This is a genomic window from Xanthomonas campestris pv. asclepiadis (genome assembly GCF_020784175.1).
Lineage (GTDB): Bacteria > Pseudomonadota > Gammaproteobacteria > Xanthomonadales > Xanthomonadaceae > Xanthomonas > Xanthomonas campestris_D.
Genome location: NZ_JAJGQM010000035.1, coordinates 1 through 14561, shown reverse-complemented (window position 1 = coordinate 14561; position 14561 = coordinate 1). Strand labels below are relative to the sequence as shown.

The window sequence follows — 14561 nt, the reverse complement described above, 5'->3', positions numbered from 1 at the left end:
TGCGCAGCCACACAGATCAGTGCATGCGTACGCACGCACGACGCCTGTGCAATCGCAGCGGGCTGCCGTCGGCCGACGGCAGCACCACAGCGAGGATCCCGACCTTCGCCGCTATCGCGATCGCCCCTGACACATCCGACCTTCGCAGCGCAGATTCTCACGCCGTTGCTGACGTAATCGCCTGCGCCGTGAGTGCGTGGATGACGTAAAAAACGTTTCACAGAAGAATGGAAAAGCTGTTCGCACGCACGCGCTTGCGGTCGAGGCAGACGCAAACCGGACACGCAGCGATCAATGATCATGCGACGCCCCCGACTTTTCGATGTCGGCCTTGACCAGATAGCTCTGCTCCACCACCACCGCATCCCCCAACGCCAGACCCGACACCACCTGCACCTGCTGCGCATCGCGCGCGCCCAGTGTCACCGGCCGCACCTCGTACACATCCCCCACCCGTACGAACACCGCCTCCCAGTCGCGAAACTGCTGCAAGGCCCCCACCGGCACCACCATCGCCGCTGGCTGCTGCGCCACCGTCACCCGCGCCTTGACCGCCGAGCCCGGCCGCCATAAGCCATCGCTGTTGCGCAGCACCGCGCGCGCCACCGTGCTCTGACTCGCCGTCGCCGTGCCCGGCAACACGCGTTCCAATGTGGTCTGCGCCACCACGCCATCGCTGATGCGCGTCACCGTCACCGGTGCGCCGGCAGTGATGTGCCCGGCATCGGCGCCGAAGATGTGCAGATCCACCCACAGGCTCGACAGGTCGGCGATCTCGAACAGCGCCTGGCCTTCGCTGGCGTTGCTGCCCAGGCTGGCATTGCGGGCAAGCACGGTGCCGCTGATCGGCGCACTGACCGGATACGTGGTCAGGCTCAGATTGCTCTCCACCGTGGCCAGCACCTGGCCGGCGCGCACCTGGTCGCCGACGTTGACGCGCAGGCTGCGCACCGGCCCGGGAAAGCGCGCAGTGGCCTGCGCCTGCGCACCTTCTGCCGGCGTCAGCAGGCCCTGCACTTCATGCTGGTCGGCGATGCTGCCGGGACCGACCGGCGCGACCCGGATGCCGGCATCCTGCGCGATCTTCGCCGCGATGGTGGTGCGGCCTTCATAGCTGGGATAGGCCCAGCGACGCGGCTTGCCCTGCACGGTGGCGCGCACTTCCACGTCGAACGAATGCGGCTCGCCGACTGTGCTGTCGGCCAACAGGCTGCCGTCGTCGCGCGCGCGCAATCGATGCACTTCGTGGACGCCACCGAGCCGGGTCAAGCGCACTTCGACAGTACCGGCGCTGGGCGGCAATGGCTTGCCGTCGCGGTACAGCCAGGCTTGATACGTCGGCGGCGTGCCGTCTTCGGCAATCGCCAGCTCCACGCTGTCGCCGTCCTGGCTGAGCAGGCGCCCACCGTGCGCGCCTTTTTCGGCGTCTTCGCCATGTGCGTCGGCCTCGCCCTCGGCACCGGGCGTTGCATGGTCATGGGCTTCTTCGCTGTTGCCGCTGTTGCCGCCGCAGCCGCTCAGCAGCAGCGCCAGCACAAGCGGCACAATCAAAAAACTTTTCATCGAAATTGGTCCTGGTTGGCGCCGGCGCAGTGCGTCGGGCGAACGAACGAAGAAGGTCTGTGCTGGATCCGCGGTAGGCGCGAGCAGCACTTGGGGACTGCTGGATGCCGATGCGGTTGCAAGCGTCGAAACCCATACAGGTGCAGCAGATCCAGGCGGACGCAGGCAGGCGTGGCGAAACCGCACAGCGGAGGTAGCGCTCATGGCCCCACCTGCGCAGTGCTGTCGGCCACGAACGGCTGCCCGGTCAGGCGCTGGATCTCGATCAATGCGGTCTGCGCTTCCAGCGCCGCCGCCAGCTGCTGCTGGCGTGCATCGCTGCGCTGCGCCTGCAACTGCGCCCAGTCCAGATAACTGGTGGCGCCGGCCCGGTAGGCGCGCTCGGCGGCGGCATCGGCCCGCGCAAGTGCGGGCAGCACATCGCTGCGCATCCGCGTCACTTCCAGCTGTGCGGCGCGGTAGCGGCCATGCGCGTCGGCCAGCGTGGTGTAGAGCACCAGCGCCTGCGATTGGCGTTCGATGTCCAGCAACAACAGCTCCGCTTCGGCGGCGCGGATCTCCGGTTGTGCGCGTGCGGCGCTGCCCAGGGCCAGCGAAACGCTGCCGAGCACCGCGGTGGCGTCGTTGGCTTCGAGCCGCCGCACGCCCACCTGCCAGTCCAGATCCGGACGCGCCTGGCTGCGTGCCAGCCGCACCCGCGCCTCGCGCACGCGCTGCTCGCCGTTCAAGCGCGCCAGTTCGGGAGTGGCATCGAGCAGTTGTGCCAGCACCTCGAAGTCGGGAATCGCCGGCAACTGCAGCGGGTCGCCGGTGACCTCGCCGAAGTCCGGCGTGCGCTGCCCCCACAACACCGCCAGCTGGCGGCGCGCGGCCAGCAGCTCCTGCTGCGCGCGGTCGCGCTCCAGCTCCGCGCGCGCCTGCAGGGCCTGAGCGGTCAGCAGCACCGATTCAGGCGAGGCTCCAGCCTGCAGCCGCTGGCGCGCGGCACTGACGGTGCGCTGCCGCTGCGCCAGCGTTTCCAGCGCAACTGCCTGCCGCTGCGCAGCCATGCCGATGGCCAGATAGCGCCGCGCCACTTCGGCCAGCACATCCAGGCGCGCCAGCGCACGTTGCGGGGCCAGTGCGTCGATGCGTGCCTGGGCCAGGGTGCGGCGTGCGTCCAGCTTGCCGCCGCGTTCCAGCACCCCGGCCAGGGTGACGGTGAGTTCGGCCTGGTCCAGCGCGCGGGTCGGGCCGGTGCCGAACACGTTTTCCAGTTCGGCGCCGATGCGCAACGGCGGACGCAGCGCGTCGCGCTCGGCGTCGGCGGTGAGGACCGCGCGTTGGCCATCGGCCAGACGCAGGTCGGGGTGCTGCCGGGCGACGCGCGCGATGGCGTCGTCCAGGGTCAGCACGGGTTTGGGCGGTGCGTCCTGCGCCATGGCGCACGGTACGACCGCGAAGACGGCCAGTGCCGTCAGTCGCAACCACATGAGGGTGTCTCCGGAATCGGGATCGATGGACAGGCCGGCAGCTGCCGGCGATGCATCAGGCCGCGATCGGGGGACGCAATCCGGTCTCGCTCAGCTGCGAGCGGTAGGCGATCGGCAGCGTGACTGGCTGCACCTGCGCGCAGGCAGGCAGCGGGCCCCAGGCCAACGCCGACAGCATGGCCGGGCTATGCCCGTGGCAATAGCCGCTGTGCATCAGCGCATGCAGCAGACCGGCGCCGTCACGCTCGCCGGCATCGCGCTCTTCCGCGCCGTCATGCCCGTGCGGCGCGGTGTCTTCCAGATGCGCCTGGTCGTGGGCCAGTGCATGCACATCGCCCAGGGCACAGGCCACCGGTGCGACCAGTACGCCCATGACCAGCACCGCCAACGCCATCAGGCGCAGCAACGGGTGCAATAGGCGGGCGCGGCGAAGCAACATGGGCGCAGCGTATCGGGGCCGGGGGAGTTACACAATCGCATGCACGGTTTAGTCGGAAGCTCAGGTCAAAAGCTTAGTGCGTCGAGGGCGCGGTGCCCTCGACGCTTGCGGGACACGCCGTGAATCCATCCCTGGAGGCTCGGTGGCGGCATCCATGCCGCCACACGGTCCCGCAATCGGCGAGGACACCGCACCAGAGAGTTTTTCGGCGGCTTTTTTAAAGCCATGCACACAGACCAACTCGACTGGTCCTTGCCCGCTCACCGTCGCGGGACCTTACGCGGCATGGATGCCGCGTAAGAGCTTACAAGGACGTACTTGCAGCGTGTCCTGCGATGGTGGGCGGGCAAGGGCCCTGCAGCCAAACCACAGACCAGCCGCACTAAAGATGGTGCTGTCAGCCGCTCCAAATGCACCAGGGCATCACGGCGCCGCGTTGCGGGTCGACTTGGCATCGGCCGGGCGCGCCTTGCTCTCGGCGATGAAGGCGCGCACCTGCTGCTCCAGCACCGGCAAGGTCACCGACCCCTGCTTCAGCACCGCGTCGTGGAAGGCCTTGATGTCGAAGCGGTCGCCCAGTTCTTTCTCAGCCTCGGCGCGCAGCTTGACGATGCTGATCTCGCCCAGCTTGTAGCTCAGCGCCTGTCCGGGCCAGGAGATGTAGCGGTCCACCTCGGTGGTGACCTCGTGCTCGCTCAGCGCGGTGCGGTCGCGCAGGTAGGCCAGCGCCTGCGCACGGCTCCAGCTGTCGTGGTGCACGCCGGTGTCGATCACCAGCCGGCAGGCGCGCCACATCTCATAGGTGAGCCGGCCAAACTCCTCGTACGGGGTCTCGTAGATGCCCATTTCCTGGCCGAGCTTTTCGGTGTACAGCGCCCAGCCTTCGCCGTAGGCGGAGATGTAGTTTTCGCGGCGGAACGCCGGTTGGTCGCCCTGCTCCAGCGCCAGCGAGCCCTGCAGCGAATGCCCGGGCGAGGACTCGTGCAGGGTCAGCGCCGGCAGGTTGTACAACGGCCGCGATGGCAGGTTGTAGGTGTTGACCCAGTAGGTGGTGGCGCCACCGCGGCCGGCGGTCCAGAACGGGGCGATATCGTCCGGCACCGGCTTGATGGTGAAGCGCCCGCGCGGCAGCGTGCCGATGAACCTGCCGACCTGCCCGTCCACCCGCTTGGAAATCCACGCGGCGCGATCGAGCAACTCCTGCGGGGTCTTGGCGTAGAACTGCGGATCGGTGCGCAGGAAGGTCAGGAACTGCGCGAAGCTGCCCTTGAAACCGACCTGCCGGATGATCGCGTCCATCTGCGCCTGGATGCGCGCCACCTCGTCCAGGCCGATCTTGTGGATCTGCTCCGGGGTCAGGTCAAGCGTGGTGTATTCGCGGATCTGCTGGCGATAGAACGCCTTGCCGTCGGGCAGCGCTTCGGCCGCCAGCGTGGTGCGCGCCTTGGGCATGTACTCGTCGCGGAAAAAGCTCAGCAGCTTGCTGTAGGCCGGCAGCACTGCATTGCTCAGCGCGGCCTTGGCCTGCTCGCGCAACTGTGCCTGTTCGGCGGCGGGGATCTGCGCCGGCAGCTGCTTGAACGGCGCGTAGAAGCTGGACGCGGTGGGATCCTTGACCTCGGCAACGGTGGCGATGGAAACGTCGCGGCCATCCAGCACCGCGCGCGGCACGCTGAACCCGCGTGCCAGGCCGGCGCGCATGTTGGCGGTCTGCTGGTCGAAGTAGCGCGGCACATCGTTGAGGCGCGCGATATAGGCGCGGTACTCGGCGGCGGTTTTCATCGGCCGCTGCGCCATGAAGCCCAGGTTGGACCAGAACGAGCTGTCCGAGTTGAACGGCATCTCGTACAGGCGCAGGCGCACTTCGGCGGCGAGGTTTTCCACCTGCGGGCGGTAGATGGCGTAGTTGACCTGATTGCTGGGCGAGAGCTGTTTCGGGTCGATGCCGTCGAGCTGCTTGAGCACGCCGTCCCATACCGCCAGGCGCGCCTGCTGCGCGGCCGGGCCGACATCGGGCAGATGGGTGTTGTCGCCGGTGGTGTCGCTGTCTTCGTCAGCCTGGCCGGTCTCGGCCTGGCGCCAGCTCCATTCTTTTTCGTAGATGGCGCGGAAGCGCGCATCGACGGGGCGCTCGGCGGTCAGCGTGGCCGGAGCCGGCGGCGTGGCGGCCTGGGCAGAGGCGACGAACGAGGTGCCCAGCAGGGCGAGTGCGAGTGCAACGGTCAGCGGAGAGGTCACGTACGGAAAGCCTGCTTCTGGATCGACCGCCCCATGATGGCAGCACGCGGGTGAGCTGCCATGGGCCGGAAGTCCCAGCGCGGGGATTGGGGATTGGGGATCTGGGGAGTGAATGCGCGCGGCCGGGCAGGCCGGCCGTTTCAGCCTGCCTTGCGCACCACCACCAGATGCCGCTCGCCCTCCAGGCCGGGCACCTGCAGCGGATGTACCTCGGCTACCGTCCAGCCGGGGGGCAGCGCGGCGATCTCGTCGTGCGGGTAGATGCCCTTCATCGCCAGCAGGCTGCCGCCCGGGCGCAGCAGGTGGCCGCCGACGTCAATGATGCCGGCCAGCGTATCCAGCGCCCGCGCGGTGAGGTGGTCGTAGGCGGCCGGTTCGTCCAGCGCTTCGGCGCGCGATTCGGCCACGCGTGCGTTGCCCAGCGCCAGCTGGCGCAGCGCCTCGCGCATGAAGCGCGCCTTCTTGCCGTTGCTTTCCACCAGGGTCACCTGCAGCTGCGGGCGGGTGATCGCCAGCGGGATGCCGGGCAGGCCAGGGCCGGTGCCCAGGTCGGCCAGCGTGCCGCTGGCGATGTAGGGCTGCATGGCCAGCGAATCGAGCAGATGGCGGGTGACCATCTCGCGCGGGTCGCGCACGGCGGTGAGGTTGTAGGTCTTGTTCCAACGCACCAGCAGCGTCAGATAGCGCAACAACGGCGCGGCAAAGTCCGCATCCAGGGATTGGGCCTGCAGGCCATGCGCCAGTGCGGCGGCTACATCGGGGGCAAGTGCGGCATCGTTCATGCCGCGATTATCGCAGCTGGCCGGCGTGCAGGTGCACGTGTACCGCGCATGGTGGCGATGCGCGGCGCGTGGGCAGGAAGCCGTCGTACTTCAACCTGCCCAGCACAAACGTCCAGGCCTGGCGATGCCGCAGGACCTGCAGCCACGACAGCCGCGGCTGCACCGGCACATGCGCATCGCTGTGGGCAGGATCAACCGCCGCTGCGGTACTCCCGTGTCCGCCCTCTGCCGTCGGTCGTCGGTCGTCGGTCGATGGTCGATGGTCGATGGTCGATGGTCGATGGTCGATGGTGCGCGCGAGCCTGCGCCGGCAGCGCCCGCAGTGCCGCTGCCATCCAACGGACATCCGCCCGTCGCACTATGGTCGCGTTCGCCAGATCGCCTGTGTGCCCATGTCCTTGATCGACCCGTTGTCCGCATCGCCCTTGCCTGCCCCCGACAATGCACCTGCCGCCGTGGATCACGGCCGCCGCCGTCTTCTCGTTGCCGGCGCCGGGCTGGCGGCCGCCGGACTGCTCAGCCCGTTCGCGCGTGCCGGCGGCAGCCCTGACCCGTTCACCCTGGGCGTGGCCGCTGGCGACCCGCTGGCCGACGGCTTTGTCATCTGGACGCGGCTGGCACCACACCCGCTGGAGCCGGATGGACGGGGCGGACTGAGCGCCCCGGTGCAGGTGCGCTGGCAGGTGGCCAGCGACCCGGGCATGCGCCGCATCGTGCGCCAGGGCCAGACCGTCGCCAGCCCGGCCTGGGGCCATGCGGTGCATGTGGAGGTCGCCGGCCTGGCCGCCGATCGCCCGTACTGGTACTGCTTCCAGGCGCTGGGCGCACGTAGCGCCATCGGTAGCGCGCGCACGTTGCCGGCGCCGCATCACCTACCGGATGCGGCGCGACTGGGCTTTGTGTCGTGCTCGCACTGGGAGCTGGGCTATTTCAGCGCCTACCGCCACCTGGCCGCCGAACAGCCGGACCTGGTGTTCTTCCTCGGCGATTACATCTACGAGTACAGCAACCGCGGCGAGGCGGCGAACAAGATCGTGCGCCCGCACGGCAGCGGCGAGTGCCTGGACCTGGCCGGCTACCGCAACCGCTATGCGCTGTATCGCACCGACCCCGACCTGCAGGCGCTGCACGCCGGCAGCGCCTGCGTCGCAACCTGGGACGACCACGAGGTACAGAACGATTACGCCAATCGCTGGTCACAGGACCCGTCGATTGCGGTCGACACCTTCCTGGCCCGGCGCGCGGCCGCCTACCGTGCCTTTTACGAACATTTCCCATTGCGCGCACGCAGCCGCCCGCATGGCGCCGACATGCGCATCTACCGGGCGCTGGACTACGGCCAGCTGGCGCGTTTCTACGTGCTCGACGGGCGCCAGTACCGCAGCGAACAACCCTGCCCGCAGGCCAACGGCTGGCGCGGCGGCCACGTGGTGGACGACAGCTGCCGCGAACGCACTGACCCGCGCCGCAGCATGCTCGGCTGGGAACAGGAGCGCTGGCTGCATGGCGCCTTCGCACGATCGCCCGCGCGCTGGAACGTGATCGCGCAGGATCTGCTGGTCGCACCGATGAACCAGCATGGCCGCGACGGCGTGCTCGGCCACTGGACCGACGGCTGGGACGGCTACCCGGCCACACGCACGCGCATGCTCGACGCAATTGTCACGACCCGGCTGCGCAACCCGGTGTTCTGGGGCGGCGACATCCACTCGTACTGGGTGAACGATCTGAAGAAAGATCCGGCCGACCCGGACTCGGCGACGCTGGCCACCGAATTCGTCGGCACCTCGATCACCTCCGACGGCCAGAGCAACGCCGAACTGCACGCCACCATGGCGCTCAATCCGCATGTGCACTACGCCGAAGGCGAAACCCGCGGCTATGTCTCGGTGACGCTGACGCCGGGGCGGATGGAAACCCGCCTGCAAGGTATCTCCGACCGCCGCGACCGCGATGCCACGGTCTCGACGGTGAAGCGCTTTGTGGTCGAAGACGGCAAGGCGGGGGCGGTGGAGGCGTGAGTCTGCGCTCTGCTGACGCGTGTGGGGGCGACTTCATGCACCAATCAACCAGCTTGCGTTCGCCGATCTCCGCAACCGTCGCAGCGCGCGTGAACCGCTTTGCATGACTTTGCCGCGCACTTCTTGCTGTGCGTGCCGCACAACTGTGACTGCATCCATCACCACAGCCCGGGCGCTTCATGCAGCGCCATGGACACGCCCCGGTAAGACAGCGGCGCTATATCTGGATGCCCGCTGCCAGACGCATCGAGGATGCCATGCCCACCGCCGATCCCGCCCGCCGCCGCGTGTTGCAAGGTTTGGGTGCCGGCCTGTTGCTGCCGGCCACGGCCGGTTGGTCCACGCGCAGCCTGGCTGCGCCGTCCGGGCGGCCGCTGATCACCGATGGGGTGCAGAGCGGCGATGTCGTGGATGGCCGGGCCATGCTGTGGAGCCGCTGCGATCGGCCGGCGCGGCTACGGGTGGAATGGGATACGCGCCCGAGCCTGCGGCAGGCGCGTCGCGTGGATGGGCCGGTGGCCTTGCCGGCGCACGATTTCACTGCGCGGGTGGATATGGGCGCATTGCCGCGCGATCAGGACATCTTCTATCGGGTGCGCTTCGAAGATGCCGACAACGGCGTCTTGAGCGCACCGGTGCACGGCCATCTGCGCAGTGCGCCGCAGGCGCGTGGCGATGTGCGCTTTGTCTGGAGCGGCGATACCGTCGGCCAGGGCTTCGGCATCAATCCGGAGATCGGCGGCATGCGCATCTACAGCGCGATGCGCGAGCGCAATCCGGATTTCTTCCTGCACAGCGGCGACACCATCTACGCCGACAGCCCCGTCCCGGCCGAGTTGGTCGTCGAAGAAGGCAAGCGCTGGCGCAACCTCACCACCGCGGCCAAGAGCAAGGTCGCCGAAACGCTGGACGAATTCCGCGGCAATTACCGCTACAACCTGCTCGATGAGCATGTGCGCCGCTTCAATGCCGAGGTCGCACAACTCTGGCAATGGGACGATCACGAAACCACCAACAACTGGTCGCCCGGCAAGCAGCTGGACGCGCGCTATCAGGTGCGTGATATCCGGATGCTGGCCGGTCGTGCGCGCCAGGCATTTCTGGAATACGCACCGATGCGCGGCGTGCGTGCCGATGGCGACGGTCGCATCTACCGCAAGATCAGTTACGGCCCGCTGCTGGATGTGTTCGTGCTGGACATGCGCAGCTATCGCGGCGCCAACAGCGACAACCTGCAACCGCAGCCGGGCGCGGACGCGGCATTTCTCGGTACGCAGCAGCTGGCCTGGCTGCAGCGCGAACTGGCCGGTTCACGCGCGCAATGGAAGGTGATCGCCGCCGACATGCCGATCGGCCTGCAGGTCCCCGATGGGCAGGACGCAGCGGGCCGCGCGCGCTGGGAGGCGATCGCCAACGGCGATCCGGGCGTGCCGCGTGGGCGCGAACAGGAGATTGCCGCGCTGCTGCGTTTCATCAGCGCAGCGCGCATTCGCAACACGCTGTGGCTGACCGCCGATGTGCATTATTGCGCTGCGCATTACTACCACCCGGATCGCGCGGCGTTCCAGCAGTTCGAGCCGTTCTGGGAATTCGTGGCCGGCCCGCTCAATGCCGGCAGCTTCGGCCCGAATGCGCTGGACGCCACGTTCGGGCCGACAGTGATCTTTCAGAAAGCCCCGCCGGCGCCGAACCTGTCGCCGCTGGCAGGATTTCAATTCTTTGGCGAAGTGGAGATCGATGCACGCACCGGCGTGCTGACGGTGACCTTGCGCGATCTGGATGGGGTGGCGCAGTTTCGTCAGCCGATCCTGCCGCATGCCGCGGCGCGGCCGGAACGTGCCTGAGACGTCGGTCGGGCCGCTGCGGCACAGATCCACGGCCCGTACGTGCTGCATCCCGATCAAGACAACGCGCTGCTGCGGTGCAGAGATGCAGTGCGTTGATCGCCGCGCCTATTCGGCCGGCAATGGATGGAACGCCAGTGCAGCGCGGCAGTCCGGCGCGGCCCACCACTCGTGCAACTGCCATCGCGCGGCCTGGCCAAGCGCCGGGTCGCACCACTGCAACTGCAGTGCGCCGTCGGGTGCCACTGCGTAGGCGAGCCGATGCAGGCCGAACGACAGACCATGCCCGTACGCCTTGAGCAGCGCTTCCTTGGCGCACCACAGGCGGAAAAACAGCGCCTGCTGCGCGCCCGGCTCCAGCCCGGCCAGCAGTGCGATTTCGTCGGCATGAAAGAATCGCTGCGCGATCTCCAGCAGCCGCGGGCGCGCGCGGATGCGTTCCAGGTCCACGCCCAGCCGCACGCGGTTGCCCAGGCCGACCAACAGATAGTCGCCACTATGGCTCCAGCCGGTGTCCCAGTCAGGCAAGGCCGGTTGCAGCGAAGGGCGCCCGCGCGCGTCACGCAGCAGCGGTACCCGGGCAGGTTCCAACGCGAGCGCCTGGCCCAGCAGCTCGCGCGCCTGTGGCTCGCCGCGCTCGCCATGCCGGTGCGGACGCAGCCACAGTTGCACCGGTCCGATGTGCCAGCTTGCGTGCGCTGTCACGCTGCGTGCACCAAGCACAACGGTCGCATCGGCGTGTGATCGCGCTCGACAGTCACTTCACGCCTGTCTGCGTTGAATGGCGTCCATGCACTACTTCCGGTGCAATCGAATGAGGAGTTCGGCAACATGGGCATCATCATCTGGTTGATCGTCGGCGGCATCGTGGGTTGGCTGGCCAGCATCATCATGCGTCGCGATGCGCAGCAGGGCATCATCCTCAATATCGTGGTCGGCATCATCGGCGCACTGATTGCCGGGTTCCTGTTCGGTGGCGGCATCAATCAGGCCATCACCCTGTGGACCTTCGTGTGGTCGCTGGTCGGTGCGGTGATCCTGCTGGCCATCGTCAACCTGTTTACACGTGGCCGCGTACGCTAAACGACGCACACGCAACGCTGCAGCATCCAACGCCCGGGCTTGCCCGGGCGTTGCCGTTTCAGCCATCGACCGCAACCCGATCGGCCGGATGGTGGACCCCGTCTTCCACCGGCACGGCGATGTTCAACGCATAGGGATTGACGCCTTCCAGGCAACCGACGTTATAGCCGTATTCGTCAGGATTGGAGCGCCGCCGATGATGGGTATAGATGCCGCACACGCCGCAGAAATAATGCGCCGCGGTATGCGTGTTGAACTGATACAGCCGCAGCACGTCTTCGCCCTGCAACACATGCAGGCCATCGAGCGTGACCGAGGCGACGATGGCGCCGCGGCGGCGACACATCGAACAGTCGCAACGGCGCGGATCGAGCAGCCCGTGCGGCAGATCCAGATCGATCTGCACCGCGCCGCAGTGACAGCTCAGCCGATGCACCGGGCCCAGGGTGACCTCACCGACCTTGTGCGTGCTACGCCGCAGATGCCGCTCGCTCATGCGTCGGCCTCGGCCAGTCGCACCCAGGCCGGCGCATGGTCGCTGGGGCGCTCCCAGGTGCGCGGCTCGCGGTCGATGCCCGCTTCCACCGCGCGGGCGCGCAAGGCGTCCGAGACCAGGGTCAGATCGATGCGCAGGCCCAGATTGCGGCGGAATCCGGCCTGGCGGTAATCCCACCAGCTGAACTGCTCGGCGGCGTCGTGATGCAGACGAAAGGCATCGTGCAGGCCCAGCGCCAGCAGCTGTTCCAACGCGGCGCGCTCGGCGGTGGAGGTGAGGATGTGGTGCTCGTTCCACACTGCCGGATCATGCACGTCGCGCGCGTCCGGGGCGATGTTGAAGTCGCCCAGCACCACCAGCTGCGGATGGCGTTGCAGTTCCTGCGCCAGCCAGTCGTGCACGGCGGCTAGCCAGCGCAGCTTGTAGGCATATTTGTCGGTGCCCACGTCCTGGCCGTTGACAACATACAGATTGACGATGCGCACGCCATCGACGGTGGCGGCGATCACGCGCTGCTGCACGTCATCGAAGCCAGGAATGCCCATCTGCACCTCCAGCGCCGGCGAGCGCGACAGGATCGCCACGCCGTTGTAGGTCTTCTGCCCGCAGAACACGCTGCGGTAGCCCAGCGCGGCCAGGGCCGCATCCGGGAATTTGTGGTCTTCCAGCTTGGTTTCCTGGATGCCCACGACGTCCGGCGCGAAGTCCGCCAGCCACTGTTGCAGGTGCGGCAGGCGCACGTTGAGCGAGTTGACGTTCCAGGAGGCAATCTTCATGGCGCGGACCGTGGTTCAAACCGCCAATGGTACCGCGCCGCCCGCGTGCGCTCAGGGCCGCGGCGCGATGCGTCCCCCGAGCTGGTTGGCGACCGGGCGTTCGCGCCCCGGGATGCCGGTGTGTGGATGGGGCGATTGAGTGTGCGCACGCGCCCGTCCACCCGCGCGGCCAGGGTGCTGGAGCCGCCGCCGTCCAGGTTGATGGCAGACGTGGCGCCAAGCTGCTGCAGCACCGCGGTCAGTGCGTCCAGGGGTGATGCCGACGCTATAGCCCGGCTGCGGCTGGCGGCCACCACCATCCACAGCGTCCTGCGCGCGCGATCCAGGCCCAGCGCACTGCGCGGTTCGGCGCCGTCGTAGTGGTCGGCGCGGCTGGCTTCGCGCGGTTGGCGCTTGCCGTCGCGCAACAGCAGCGGGCCGGCGCCCACACCGATGCGCGGGCCGGACGGGCAGCTGCCGCGCACGATGCCCACGGCGTTGCGCGCGCTCACGCAAAAAGCGGCATCAACGCGCGCATTGCCGGTGGCGGCGGCCGAATCGAGATGGCCGTCGTCGATGGCCAAGCCTTCGGCGGTGACGCCCCGCCCGGCTGCCGGCACGAATGCCTTCAAACAACTGCCCGCCATCGAACGGCAGGCCGGTGGCATCGACCACCGGGCTGCTGTTCCGGCCGATTAGGATTTCTCAGGGGCCACTAATTACGACAGCATGAGGGCATGGGCCGGTACCGATGGTGCGTCCAGCGGCGTGCAGACCATCACCGCTGTCCGACAGTTGGTTCAGACCGTCTCGCAGTGTTGGCGGGACCACATATTGACCAACAGCGAAGCTTTCGTTCTCACGTGACAGGTTGAAGAAGCTGTCGCATTGTGAATCAAGCATCGCCTGTCCCGACAATTGATGACGGACCCTAGGGTTGCTTCAGAAAAATGGCCTCAAAATCAACTACATCATTCGCATCTTTCCTATCTCTAAAAAAGAACTTTCTTGTATCTTTAAACTCCAAAACTTCCCCATGAAATGGCTCCCTTATGCTCAAGTAAAAATTTTCTTTGCCCTCCCTCACGCCATCAAGCATTACAACATGCCCGGCTGCAGAGAATATGCAAGGACCCATTTCATCGATCTTTTTCCCAATGTCACGCAACGCGCCCTTCCGTGCTTCATGCAAACCTCCCCACAGAATTCTTTTATAGCTGATGTTTTTGTACTGAAGCGATACCGGCTCCATTCCGGTCTTTGCCCTCAAAGATGACGCAATCTCCGACATAGACCTGCGCGCCCCCATGAACAGGCGGCCGCTATTGCCGACAACTGAAATTTCCTGATGGTCAAGCCTCATCATTAATTCGCATGCAGAGGAGCAATCAGTAAACCCAGGTTGTGGCACCATGAACTTACCATTTGGCAGTGCATATGCCTCGAAATCATCAATACTTATCGGACTGACCGGATGGCCAGCCACCATGAATGCCCGCTGGTTGTCATCTGTCACCCCCAACGCACCAAAACGTTGAGTTACCCGATCCGACGGTGCACTATAAATCCATCCCTCTGAAATTTGGCTCAGGTAATTTGGACTCGGCTCCCATCCTGGACTCGGATAGCGTCGGACAACGCTATCAGAACAACGCACCATCGGTTCGGCAGTCCAATCGCGTTGAATCATTTCACCCGGACCGGGTTCAAGAGTGTCGATGATGCCTACAACGTTCGTAACCTTTTTATATGTTCTGGATGTCTCTTTCGCGCGGATGACTCTCAACGTTTCTTGATTAGCCCCATTCCTCAGCCGGTAGTTGCAGGATCTGCGACGCTGCGGTTGGACAATGGCCCCACCTGAAGGC

13 protein-coding genes and 1 pseudogene are annotated in these 14561 nt (G+C 66.7%); 3 read left to right on the top strand and 11 right to left on the bottom strand.

All coding sequences use genetic code 11. The features are described from left to right. Positions 1-291: 291 nt before the first annotated feature. The 6 genes and pseudogenes from LL972_RS15150 to LL972_RS21805 form a co-directional block, all read right to left on the bottom strand. A complete protein-coding gene (locus LL972_RS15150) occupies positions 292-1563 on the bottom strand; it encodes an efflux RND transporter periplasmic adaptor subunit (RefSeq protein ID WP_228328294.1) in 1272 nt (423 codons plus the stop codon). A gap of 200 nt (positions 1564-1763) precedes the next feature. Continuing rightward, on the bottom strand, positions 1764-3035 hold the full coding sequence (locus tag LL972_RS15145; protein WP_228328293.1) for a TolC family protein: 1272 nt from the start codon (positions 3033-3035) through the stop codon (positions 1764-1766). Between the two features lie 55 nt (positions 3036-3090). Then, the gene (locus LL972_RS15140; RefSeq protein WP_228328292.1) at positions 3091-3474 is read right to left on the bottom strand and encodes a hypothetical protein; all 384 of its coding nucleotides are present in this window, start codon (positions 3472-3474) and stop codon (positions 3091-3093) included. A gap of 423 nt (positions 3475-3897) precedes the next feature. After that, positions 3898-5712 carry a DUF885 domain-containing protein gene (locus LL972_RS15135; protein WP_228328291.1) on the bottom strand — a complete coding sequence of 605 codons (1815 nt, stop codon included), beginning with the start codon at positions 5710-5712 and terminating at the stop codon, positions 3898-3900. A 140-nt stretch (positions 5713-5852) separates the two neighbouring features. Continuing rightward, positions 5853-6494 (bottom strand): 16S rRNA (guanine(527)-N(7))-methyltransferase RsmG, encoded by a 642-nt coding sequence (gene rsmG, locus LL972_RS15130; protein ID WP_228328290.1) that lies wholly within the window; start codon positions 6492-6494, stop codon positions 5853-5855. Between the two features lie 82 nt (positions 6495-6576). Further along, a pseudogene (locus tag LL972_RS21805) lies at positions 6577-6756 on the bottom strand (hypothetical protein); the annotation flags it as partial. Between the two features lie 130 nt (positions 6757-6886). Here LL972_RS21805 and LL972_RS15125 point away from each other — a divergent pair. Beyond that, positions 6887-8515 carry an alkaline phosphatase D family protein gene (locus LL972_RS15125; protein ID WP_228328289.1) on the top strand — a complete coding sequence of 543 codons (1629 nt, stop codon included), beginning with the start codon at positions 6887-6889 and terminating at the stop codon, positions 8513-8515. 257 nt (positions 8516-8772) lie between these two features. Beyond that, the gene (locus LL972_RS15120; RefSeq protein ID WP_228328288.1) at positions 8773-10359 is read left to right on the top strand and encodes an alkaline phosphatase D family protein; all 1587 of its coding nucleotides are present in this window, start codon (positions 8773-8775) and stop codon (positions 10357-10359) included. 108 nt (positions 10360-10467) lie between these two features. Here the strand turns inward: LL972_RS15120 and LL972_RS15115 are convergent, their stop codons facing one another. Then, positions 10468-11064 carry a 4'-phosphopantetheinyl transferase family protein gene (locus LL972_RS15115; protein WP_228328287.1) on the bottom strand — a complete coding sequence of 199 codons (597 nt, stop codon included), beginning with the start codon at positions 11062-11064 and terminating at the stop codon, positions 10468-10470. Positions 11065-11190: 126 nt separating this feature from the next. On the opposite strand from LL972_RS15115, the gene LL972_RS15110 reads away from it, so the two are divergent. After that, positions 11191-11442, top strand: coding sequence for a GlsB/YeaQ/YmgE family stress response membrane protein (locus LL972_RS15110; RefSeq protein ID WP_228328286.1), 252 nt, complete (start codon positions 11191-11193; stop codon positions 11440-11442). A 58-nt stretch (positions 11443-11500) separates the two neighbouring features. Here LL972_RS15110 and LL972_RS15105 read toward each other — a convergent pair whose 3' ends face one another. The 4 genes from LL972_RS15105 to LL972_RS15090 form a co-directional block, all read right to left on the bottom strand. Then, a complete protein-coding gene (locus LL972_RS15105) occupies positions 11501-11938 on the bottom strand; it encodes a GFA family protein (protein WP_228328285.1) in 438 nt (145 codons plus the stop codon). Then, positions 11935-12714: an exodeoxyribonuclease III gene (gene xth, locus LL972_RS15100; protein ID WP_228328284.1), complete on the bottom strand. Its 780-nt coding sequence runs from the start codon at positions 12712-12714 to the stop codon at positions 11935-11937. The genes LL972_RS15105 and xth overlap by 4 nt, the downstream gene beginning before the upstream one ends. After that, positions 12711-13325: a phosphodiester glycosidase family protein gene (locus LL972_RS15095; protein WP_228328283.1), complete on the bottom strand. Its 615-nt coding sequence runs from the start codon at positions 13323-13325 to the stop codon at positions 12711-12713. The genes xth and LL972_RS15095 overlap by 4 nt, the downstream gene beginning before the upstream one ends. 299 nt (positions 13326-13624) lie before the next feature. After that, a partial coding sequence (locus LL972_RS15090; protein WP_228328326.1) for a hypothetical protein occupies positions 13625-14561 on the bottom strand: 937 nt, incomplete at its 5' end.

Coding starts and splice junctions, on each gene's coding strand:
- rsmG (WP_228328290.1), bottom strand. CDS start 6,494: ATGAACGATGCCGCACTTGCCCCCGATGTAGCCGCCGCACTGGCGCAT.
- LL972_RS15140 (WP_228328292.1), bottom strand. CDS start 3,474: ATGTTGCTTCGCCGCGCCCGCCTATTGCACCCGTTGCTGCGCCTGATG.
- LL972_RS15125 (WP_228328289.1), top strand. CDS start 6,887: ATGTCCTTGATCGACCCGTTGTCCGCATCGCCCTTGCCTGCCCCCGAC.
- LL972_RS15145 (WP_228328293.1), bottom strand. CDS start 3,035: ATGTGGTTGCGACTGACGGCACTGGCCGTCTTCGCGGTCGTACCGTGC.
- LL972_RS15105 (WP_228328285.1), bottom strand. CDS start 11,938: ATGAGCGAGCGGCATCTGCGGCGTAGCACGCACAAGGTCGGTGAGGTC.
- LL972_RS15150 (WP_228328294.1), bottom strand. CDS start 1,563: ATGAAAAGTTTTTTGATTGTGCCGCTTGTGCTGGCGCTGCTGCTGAGC.
- LL972_RS15120 (WP_228328288.1), top strand. CDS start 8,773: ATGCCCACCGCCGATCCCGCCCGCCGCCGCGTGTTGCAAGGTTTGGGT.
- LL972_RS15110 (WP_228328286.1), top strand. CDS start 11,191: ATGGGCATCATCATCTGGTTGATCGTCGGCGGCATCGTGGGTTGGCTG.
- xth (WP_228328284.1), bottom strand. CDS start 12,714: ATGAAGATTGCCTCCTGGAACGTCAACTCGCTCAACGTGCGCCTGCCG.